4 protein-coding genes and 2 pseudogenes are annotated in these 8731 nt (G+C 43.0%); 3 read left to right on the top strand and 3 right to left on the bottom strand.

Annotated features, from left to right (window positions below; genetic code table 11):
- Positions 1-308: 308 nt before the first annotated feature.
- Positions 309-737, top strand: a pseudogene (locus HWQ41_RS26200) (rhodanese-like domain-containing protein); the annotation flags it as partial.
- 1112 nt (positions 738-1849) lie between these two features.
- On the opposite strand, the pseudogene HWQ41_RS26195 reads toward HWQ41_RS26200, so the two are convergent.
- A pseudogene (locus HWQ41_RS26195) lies at positions 1850-2232 on the bottom strand (DUF3616 domain-containing protein); the annotation flags it as partial.
- A gap of 292 nt (positions 2233-2524) precedes the next feature.
- On the opposite strand from HWQ41_RS26195, the gene HWQ41_RS26190 reads away from it, so the two are divergent.
- Positions 2525-3508, top strand: a complete 984-nt coding sequence (locus HWQ41_RS26190; RefSeq protein ID WP_292769651.1) for a CHAD domain-containing protein — start codon at positions 2525-2527, stop codon at positions 3506-3508.
- A gap of 267 nt (positions 3509-3775) precedes the next feature.
- On the opposite strand, the gene HWQ41_RS26185 is transcribed toward HWQ41_RS26190, so the two are convergent.
- Positions 3776-4666, bottom strand: a complete 891-nt coding sequence (locus HWQ41_RS26185) for a hypothetical protein (RefSeq protein ID WP_292769649.1) — start codon at positions 4664-4666, stop codon at positions 3776-3778.
- 270 nt (positions 4667-4936) lie between these two features.
- Here HWQ41_RS26185 and HWQ41_RS26180 point away from each other — a divergent pair, with 270 nt between their 5' ends.
- Positions 4937-5467, top strand: coding sequence for a pentapeptide repeat-containing protein (locus tag HWQ41_RS26180; protein ID WP_292769646.1), 531 nt, complete (start codon positions 4937-4939; stop codon positions 5465-5467).
- A 316-nt stretch (positions 5468-5783) separates the two neighbouring features.
- On the opposite strand, the gene HWQ41_RS26175 is transcribed toward HWQ41_RS26180, so the two are convergent.
- A partial coding sequence (locus HWQ41_RS26175) for a DUF2157 domain-containing protein (RefSeq protein ID WP_292769643.1) occupies positions 5784-8731 on the bottom strand: 2948 nt, incomplete at its 5' end.

The raw sequence follows: 8731 nt of genomic DNA, 5'->3' as shown, positions 1-8731 counted from the left end.
AATCTCACAGATGTTTCGCTCCGCTCAACATGACAATTTAAGCATTTATGCAAGACGTCTAATCTGTCTGAATAATTAAATATTAGAAATATAAACTTAAAATATATTTAATTAAATTAATATTAATATAACAAGCTGCCTTCCAATAGTCTAAGTTGGCTGTATCCGCAATGCATTAAATGGTAGAAAATATTTCAATTAGCCAGTCTATCTCAGGAGAGAGTTTGAAGATATTCATCCCAGAGAAAGAGCAATTAAAGATGCTTAGTCCGTTAAATTGCTATTAATATCGTCAGTAAGGAATAATTATGGTTAACAATTTAGTAGGCGGCATCATTCCCCCACAGCCACCAATAGAAGCACAATCTGATGTTCATGTCCTGAAGACTCGTCTAGAATGGGGCGAACCAGCTTTTACAATATTGGATGTGCGCGATCGCACGACCTTCAACCAAGGTCACATTCTGGGAGCGATGCCGACGCCAATAGATGAATTGGTAGAGCGTGCACTATCTTCTTTGGATAAAAGCCGTGATATTTACGTTTACGGTGCTAATGAAGAAGAAACTGCCCAAGCTGCACAACAACTGCGTTCTAATGGATTTGAGCATGTCTCCCAACTCAAAGGTGGTCTTGCCGCATGGAAGGCGATCGGTGGCCCAACAGAAGGCATTGTTGAATCAAAAACTCCCCCAGGTGCAGATGACTACAATATCGTAGATCGCCTAAAAAATAACCAAGAGATTCAGCCAAAGGGAGGCACTAGCGCGACGGAAGCCATTAAAAAAGGAGCCAGTAACCTCAAAGAAAACATTCAAGAGGGAGCCAGTAACCTCAAAGAAAACATTCAAGAGGGAGCCAGTAACCTCAAAGAAGGCATTCAAGAGAAAGCCAGTAACCTCAAAGAAGGCATTCAAGAGGGAGCCAGTAACATCAAAGAAGGTGTTAGTGAATCTAAAACTCCTAAAGACACTGATGATTCCAATGTTGGATCTTAGGAAAAATTGAAGAAGAATTCAGAAGTCAGAATTCAGGAGTCAGAATCAAGACGCTCTCTACCAGACGCTGCGCGTAGCTTGCTTAAGAGTAAGGGTACGCTGACTCGCTCTCCGTGGCGGTATCAGTGGGGGATTCAGACCCGGCCTGATAGGGTAGGGGTAGCGAGTCATGGAGTGTCTTGAAGACCACCAAATCGTAGATTTGGTGGGGGTCTTAAACCCATCTATTCAGAGGCCAGTCGTACAGAATACCCAACTGAATTCTGACTCCTGACTCCTGAATTTTGTTTCGATAACTTAGCAAAAATACCAGGCGATTAGAAATCGCACGCCAGTTGCTCATGGGGGAAACCCACAGACGCTCAAAGAAAGACTCGCTAACGCTTGGCTTGGCTACACAGGCAAAGTCCGATTGCGCGGACTAATCTTAGTACTTTGTCAAGCTAGTTTTGAGGGTTTTTAGTAAGGACTTTAGTGCTTAAAAATAAGGACTAAAGTCCTTTAGTTTAGCGGTATTCAATTGCACATCTGGCTTTTGGGGGTGTGGGCAAGATAAAAATAACTTATCGTCTATCATGGGAGCATCCCAATGCAAGCAAATTTATCAAGATGATAGATTGTCATTGCGTTGGCATCAGCCTTCCCGTAGGGTATGCTACGGGACGCTACGCGAACCCAGAAGCAAGCTACGCGGTAGCGTCTCCAAGAGTTGTGGAATGTAGACGCGAAGCGGCTTCTCGAAGGGTAGCAATCGCAAAGTCTAGATGTTGCGATTGCTTCACTCCATTTCATTACGCTCGCAATGACAGCTTATGTTTTTACACATTTGGGATGCTCCCTCTATCATCGGAAATCCGTCTTAAGAGGTAACGGTTAGGTTCTGATTCAATTTTTGCTACCCTTTTAAAGTTTTTGGCATTTGTATTTTCCGGTTTGGGTTTTTTGCGTTTGTAGCTGTGAGAACCAACAAACCATAGCTAATAATCAGCGGAAGCAAGTCCTTCTATATTAATTTCTTGGTCTTATGGTGCAGGTAAATTGATAAATTCTGCTACCCTAAATTGTTGATGCTCTATAAATTTATCAGTATCAACCCAATAGTTGAGGTTTCATCTGACCTCAACCATAAATACTTCTGATGTGTTAGCAGTACTCCTGATAAGTCTTCTCTATGTTCTTTAAAATCATCTCCAAAAGTCAATAAAACTTGATTGAGCAAATGTAAGTTTGGTATTTTAAATCATGTTAATAGTTAGAAAAATGTTAATAATGCTATTATATCTAAAATTAAATCTACCTATGTAAAAAAATTATCTAAGAACTATGGCTCACATCAAATTGCCAGGGTGAATCTGCTATTTAGACCTTTGACAGGTATTGCATATTTATAGAATAGTATACAACTATCAATAGTCATAATCATACTTTACAATCCTCATTGCCAAAATAAATATCAAAACGTAGATGCAAATTTTTAACTAATGTTATTATGCAATAACCTCATGAGGTACTCATTAAGATCAATGATGAAATTAGCCACACAACCCACCGTAAAAACTCTAGGGGACTACGCCTACCAAGCGATTCAAAAACACTTTAAGAAAACCTTGAAGTGGGAAAAATCAGTGAAGAAAGATGAAGATCCAGAAGCGCTGCACCAAATGCGAGTGGGAATGCGCCGCCTACGGACAGCGGTAACTCGGTTTGGGCTAGCGGTAGATGTGTCGAAACCAGTCAGCGATAAAAATATCGGTAAAATAGCCCGTCGTCTTGGTAGTCTCCGAGATTTAGACGTACTCAAAGAAAGTTTGGAAAACAATTACAAACCAAACTTACCCCGCAAAGAGCAGGAATCTCTGCAAACAGTTTTTACAGCTTTGGCGAAACAACGTGAAGATGTACTATCGAGTGTGCAAAAAACGTTAAAGGATGAATCTTACAAGTCTCTAAAAGATGCATTGGATAAGTGGTTAGAGAAACCCAGTTATAAACCTTTGGCATCTATTACTATTCAGCAAGTGCTACCAGACTTACTTTTACCAGAAGTGAGTAACTTATTGCTGCATCCAGGTTGGCTAGTTGGCACCCAATTGGTGGAATCAGAAGTTAAAATCCAGAAAAACTGGGAACCAGAAAAGATAGAAAAACAATTGACAACAGAAGGTAAAATTCTTCATAGTTTGCGAAAAGAAGCTAAACGTGTACGCTACCAGATGGAGTTATTTAGTGACTTATATGGTGAGTCTTACGCAGCTTATCTTGCAGAAGTGAAAAGTATCCAAGAAATTTTGGGTACGATGCAAGATAGTGCGGTCTTAACTGACTGGCTTACAGATGTTTTCAAGTCAGAAATTGAGACTCAGCTGCCCACTCTTGCTACTTTGTTAACTGAAAATCGTTACCAGTCGTGGCAGCAGTGGCAACCCTTACAAGAACGGTATTTGAAAGCTGAAACTAGGCATAGTTTTCATTTAACAATACTGCACCCGCTTTCAGGAGTAATAAAGTGAACTACTCAGACTTGCCTACGGAACCGAGTCTGAGCTTCTGTAATCATGGGGGAATGCCCAAACTTAGACTTTCGCCCAAGTTTGGGACTTACCTCCCCTTCTATAGCAGATTGGACTAACGTTAAAAGGGCGGTTACAAACCGCCCTGACTCTAAGTTGACACCAATGAGCAATGCTGTGCGCGTAGGGCGTGGTCTATTTACCGGAAAATAGCTGTAAGTTGACACCAATGATTTGTGTCGCGCTACTACACTGCTCAAATTCAAATCAATTTGCTAGCCAGAAAGCGACGTTACGCACATAGGTTTTGATATCTTCTAAGGCACGTGGCTCTTTTTTCATGCCATCTCCTGGTGGCTCATCTACAAAAGTGGGACAGCCTTTGTTAATATCCCAGTTGTAATCTACTAAATGATGGAAGCTGGAGTTAGCTACTGCTCGCCCTAGTATATTTCCCTGTTCATCTTGATGATGCTCAATCGCTACAACCAGATTGAAGCTACGACCTGTAACTAAACTTTTAGCAAGGGAAATTACCCGCGCATTTGCATTGCCCAAAGGCACGCCAATACCGCCTTCGTGAGGATGTGCTGGGAAAAATTCGATACTTCCCGAAGGGGAATTGGGATTTCTTAAAAGTTCGTGAATGGGTTCAACAATGGTAATTTTTTGATAATCGCCGTTAGCTCCAGAATGATAGTTGGGCCAGGAAATATAAGTTGTGTATGAGTCATCTCGGCTCCAGCGAGATTCATCGGGATCGGGATTTTTTGTGTTGAAATAGTGGACATCACCAATATCAACTAAACCACACATCGAACAGCCCATATCCTGATGATCGCGTGTTGTCAAAATACCGCCACCGCGTTGCCGAAAAGCATTAATTCCAGCAATGTCTTTTTCGGTTAAACCGTTAGCCACCTCTAAGCCAAATAGCCAAAGTTCATCAAAATCTGATTTGTCGAGACTACTTAAAACTGGATCAACACCTACTGCATTTGATTCGTAATCGCGTCCCGTAACTTCAAATAAGGAGTTTCCTGCTTCGTCTTTAATCGATGCTAAGTAATCTTGTAACATCGAGAAACGAAAAATGCTCCAGTCATCTTCACTCGTAGGAATCGTAGTCTGCAAAAGAATACGAATTGGTTTTGCCATAACCTCTGCCAGACGAACACCACAATTGAGTATAGCGATCGCTTTGCACTAATGCTTAAATTTTTAAGGTGAGCAACATCCCTCCCAAGTATGAAAGTAACTCACAACTCTAGGTAGTAGCGCCAGTAGTTGAGGATGGCTAATCTAGATAAAGGTGATTCCACATTCACTCTGGTTTGATTCACCACACCAATCCCCTGTAGCGCGGGCTGGGGATTTACTGCCTGTCTGGATAGCCTCAATCAAACGTTCCTTAGCACAGTGACAGATATGAAAGCAGATCAACTCCTAAAAAACTATGCCGCAGGTGTCAGAGACTTTACTGGTGCCAACTTGAGCGAGGCAAACTTAAGGGAAGCCGATCTCAGTGGCGTAATTTTAGATAGAGCAATTTTAGATGGAGCTAATCTGAGTCACGCTAATTTAGCCCACGCCAGTTTGATTGAGACAGACTTAAATGGAGCAGATTTGAGCAATGCTAACCTCAATGGTAGCAACTTAAGCGGAGCTATTTTGGATGGGGCTATCTTGGATGGAGCAGCAATGGAAGGAGCTAATTTGAATCATGCTGATTTGACGGTTGCGAAACTGATTGATACTAACTTGAGTGACGCGGATTTGCACGAAGCCAACTTGATGGCGGCGAATCTAGATGGAGCCGATTTGAGTGGTGCAGACTTAACTGTAGCCGACTTATCGCAAGCAAATCTCACCCAAGCAGATTTGAACCAGACAAATTTGAACGGAGCAAATTTGGATGGAGCCAATATAGAAGGAACAATCCTAGATGAGAATGTGTGACATCTCCTGCCGCTAAGGAATAAGAATTAAATAACATACAATTTATGTCCCTGGCTTACCTCACCCTCAATCCCTCTCCTTATAAAGGAGAGGGAAGCTAGATACAGGATGAAGTTTTGCATTTTATTTAATCCACGTTCCTAAATCGCAGTACCGACTTTAGCGGCGGGATATAAAAATATAAGCACTTTGTAGTCAGGACTTGAGTCCCCAAAGCTAGGAATAAAGTCCTGATTGCGATCGCAAGTTTATTCTCTATATCATATCCGGCTGAACACAAGTCAATTACGAATTACGAATTATTTTAATACCTAGCCTATTCCCATGATTGAAATTCATCAATGGCGCTACGAATTAAGGAAGTTATTTGAGCGCGACGAGTTTCAAAGTTGGCGGCGATATAAATTAGTAAAATGCCAACTAGCAAGCCAACAACCCATTTTAAAAAGGAGTATTGCAAGCTGAAAATTACCGATTGATAGATTGTAGTGATAAAAAAAGTGGCTGTACCAATGTAGAGAAAAGCCCGCACTCGCAAAGCTAATCCGGCAAAAATGGCGATGAGACTGAAAATTCCCGGTATCCAGGCTTTATCTTGATGAAATAAAATTGCCCAGCCAGAAATTAAACCACTACCTAGCACTCTCAAAATATGACGAGCGGTTTTATACTCTGGTAGTTTTAGTTGAAAATCTACTTGAGCAATGTAAAGCAGTGATAATCCAATGGGTGTTACATACCACAAAGCATCAGTTAGATATAAGGAATTAAACCAACGGTAAAGCGCCCAATTAATCAACGCCACACTAATATAGGTAAAACGGATGTTTTCACCCACTTTTGCGAGGAAGATGTAAAATCCAGCCGCTATTAGCAAGGTAATGGGGTAAGTTTGCAGTCTGGTTTCCCATAAAATGATCAGTGGTATAATGTAGGCGGCTTGTTGCCAAGGTCTTTTAGACCAACCCCAATTCTCCCAAGGTAGGATGTATAAAAAATAGGCTACCACACAGGCGATCGCACCGTTCCAAGGAACTAACGGCCCAGCCCAAAATTTTCCGACTGCTGTCTCGCGCCAATAAATCCTCATACCGGCTAACTCTAATAAGCCAAGGTAAACCCACACCTCGGCTATTGTGATTCCTCCAAAGATGCGGCGGGAAGTTTCGGTAACTGGGGAAGTGTGCGAATCTCGTCCCTGAAAGATGGCATAACGAATCAAAAATACCCCCGTTGCCAATCCCACCAAACGGTTAACTCCAATGGGAGTACCAATGGCAGCCATTAATAAACAGCTACTCCAAGCCCAATGAATATGGGCAATTCCTTTGAGTTCTTGGGGAGTTAGGCGTAAGTAGCTGACAAGCCAAGGCGAGAGGATGCGGTAGGTATACATGATAGTCGCACCAAGGGCAGACATGGCTATCAATCCATCACCTAATGCTCCTCCTGAAGCTTGTAACATTTGATAGAACAAAAGTTCATAGGCAGAAATTGATACGCCAATGATTCCTAAATACAGCAGGGGTTTAAAGTTCTCGCGCCGTCGCCCCACGCCAATGATAATTAAAGCTACACCCAAGGAATACAAACCAGTCCATTCGGTAAAGGTGTCCAAACGCAGCAATACACTGAATGCACCATAAATTAATGGCAAAATGTGAAAACTGCTAGGCAGCCTTTCTAATTGATGTCGTCGTCGCCACCACTCGCCGACAAGTTGAGCGATTAAACCCAAGGCGATATTTGCGATTGGCAAGCCACGCTCCGCGATCGCTATTTTAACAGTTGAAGGTTCCCCAAACCCCAGCGCTTGAGCAGTCAACAATTCTAAACACCAACCAATGCCATAAAATGCCCAATTTGTCGGTTCTCGCCAACTGCGATAAACAATGGCTGCCAAGGTGATTGCAGTGGCAATTAAGTACAAAAATCCCGAAGTCGTAAACCCTCGATAAATCAGCACTGAATGCAGCGTCAAACCCAACAACTCAAAACCACACAAGGCGATCGCCCATTTATCACTGGCGGCTGCATATATAACTGCTAATTCGTTACCGCGTCGGCTCAAAACTGTCCGCGCTAACCATAGACTGAGAGTTGCGATCGCTGCTGCGACAAACCAACCTGCTAGCGCCAGGTGAGGTAAACCAGGCACACCCGTCCACAGCAGCGCCCCAATGAAACTCAGAGCAAATCCTTCTGTAATTACCGCAGATGTTTGGTTTCGTAAATAGCGCGTATTTGCGAACATCAGTCCCGCAGCCACAGCCAAACCGATTAATCTGGTTCCTGGTAGCTGTAAAGTAAGTAACTGGGCAACTCCCACAGCCAAGACACTCAAGTAACGGCTAGTAGTCCGACGCTCTATAATTGTGCAATTGGCAACACCTGTGAGAGCTAAAGGCGTAACTAGCCAAATGACTCCCCAATCAGCTTGGCTATCAGCTATCCCATACCAAGATAATTCTGCATTCATCCACAATAGGAAAAAACTAGCGGCGGCTAATCCTAAACCGATGTCCCATGCACTACGTCGCCATAAACCTTCCTCTAGGCTAAATCCCCATTCTGCAACCATCAGAGCTAATAAAATACTTGCCCAGGCTTGTTGAGTCAGACTTGGTAACAGCCAATTAATGGTAGAGCAAAACGTTAGCACCCCCATGATGTGAGTTAGATATACCAGGGGAAGGGATGAGGGGGAGCGGCGTTGGGTGACAAATGCCAGAGTGGTGGTAGAAAATAGCAGATTTAGCGATCGCAATGTGGGATTTATCAGAGCGATCGTTGTTAAAAAAGCTCCAAATAAGAGGGTGAGCAGTTCGCCAAATTTAGCTAATTCTCGCTTTTGGCGGCGATACAGGCTATCTGTGAGCGCCACCATCAAAATTACATAGGGAAATAAAGCTATACTCAGCAACGCCCCAGGTTCATTTTGAGAATTGGTAAGTTGAGTACCAGTTGCGATCGCCCATTTCTGTAAGTTATCAGGTACTAACCGCCAAAAGAGCCAAATCGTCTGTAAGCCAATGACGAAAAATGCTGCGAAGTCTACCTTGAAACTGTACCGCCGCAAGCGACTTCCCACAAACCACAAACCCAAACCACTTACAGCGATCGCTTGCCAGGGATAATCTACTACCGAAACCAGCCAACCCAGGAAGAGTAAAATGGCACCGAGTCTTTCCCAGAGTAAGGGGGATGAGGGAGATGGGGGAGATGAGGAAAATATTACTGTTACTTCCCCTGCTTCCCCTGCTC

Origin of the sequence: Nostoc sp. NOS(2021), assembly GCF_017115025.1 — a bacterium.
GTDB lineage: Bacteria > Cyanobacteriota > Cyanobacteriia > Cyanobacteriales > Nostocaceae > Nostoc.
Note: the sequence above shows the minus strand (reverse complement) of the source record. Positions and strands in the feature narration are given on the sequence as shown.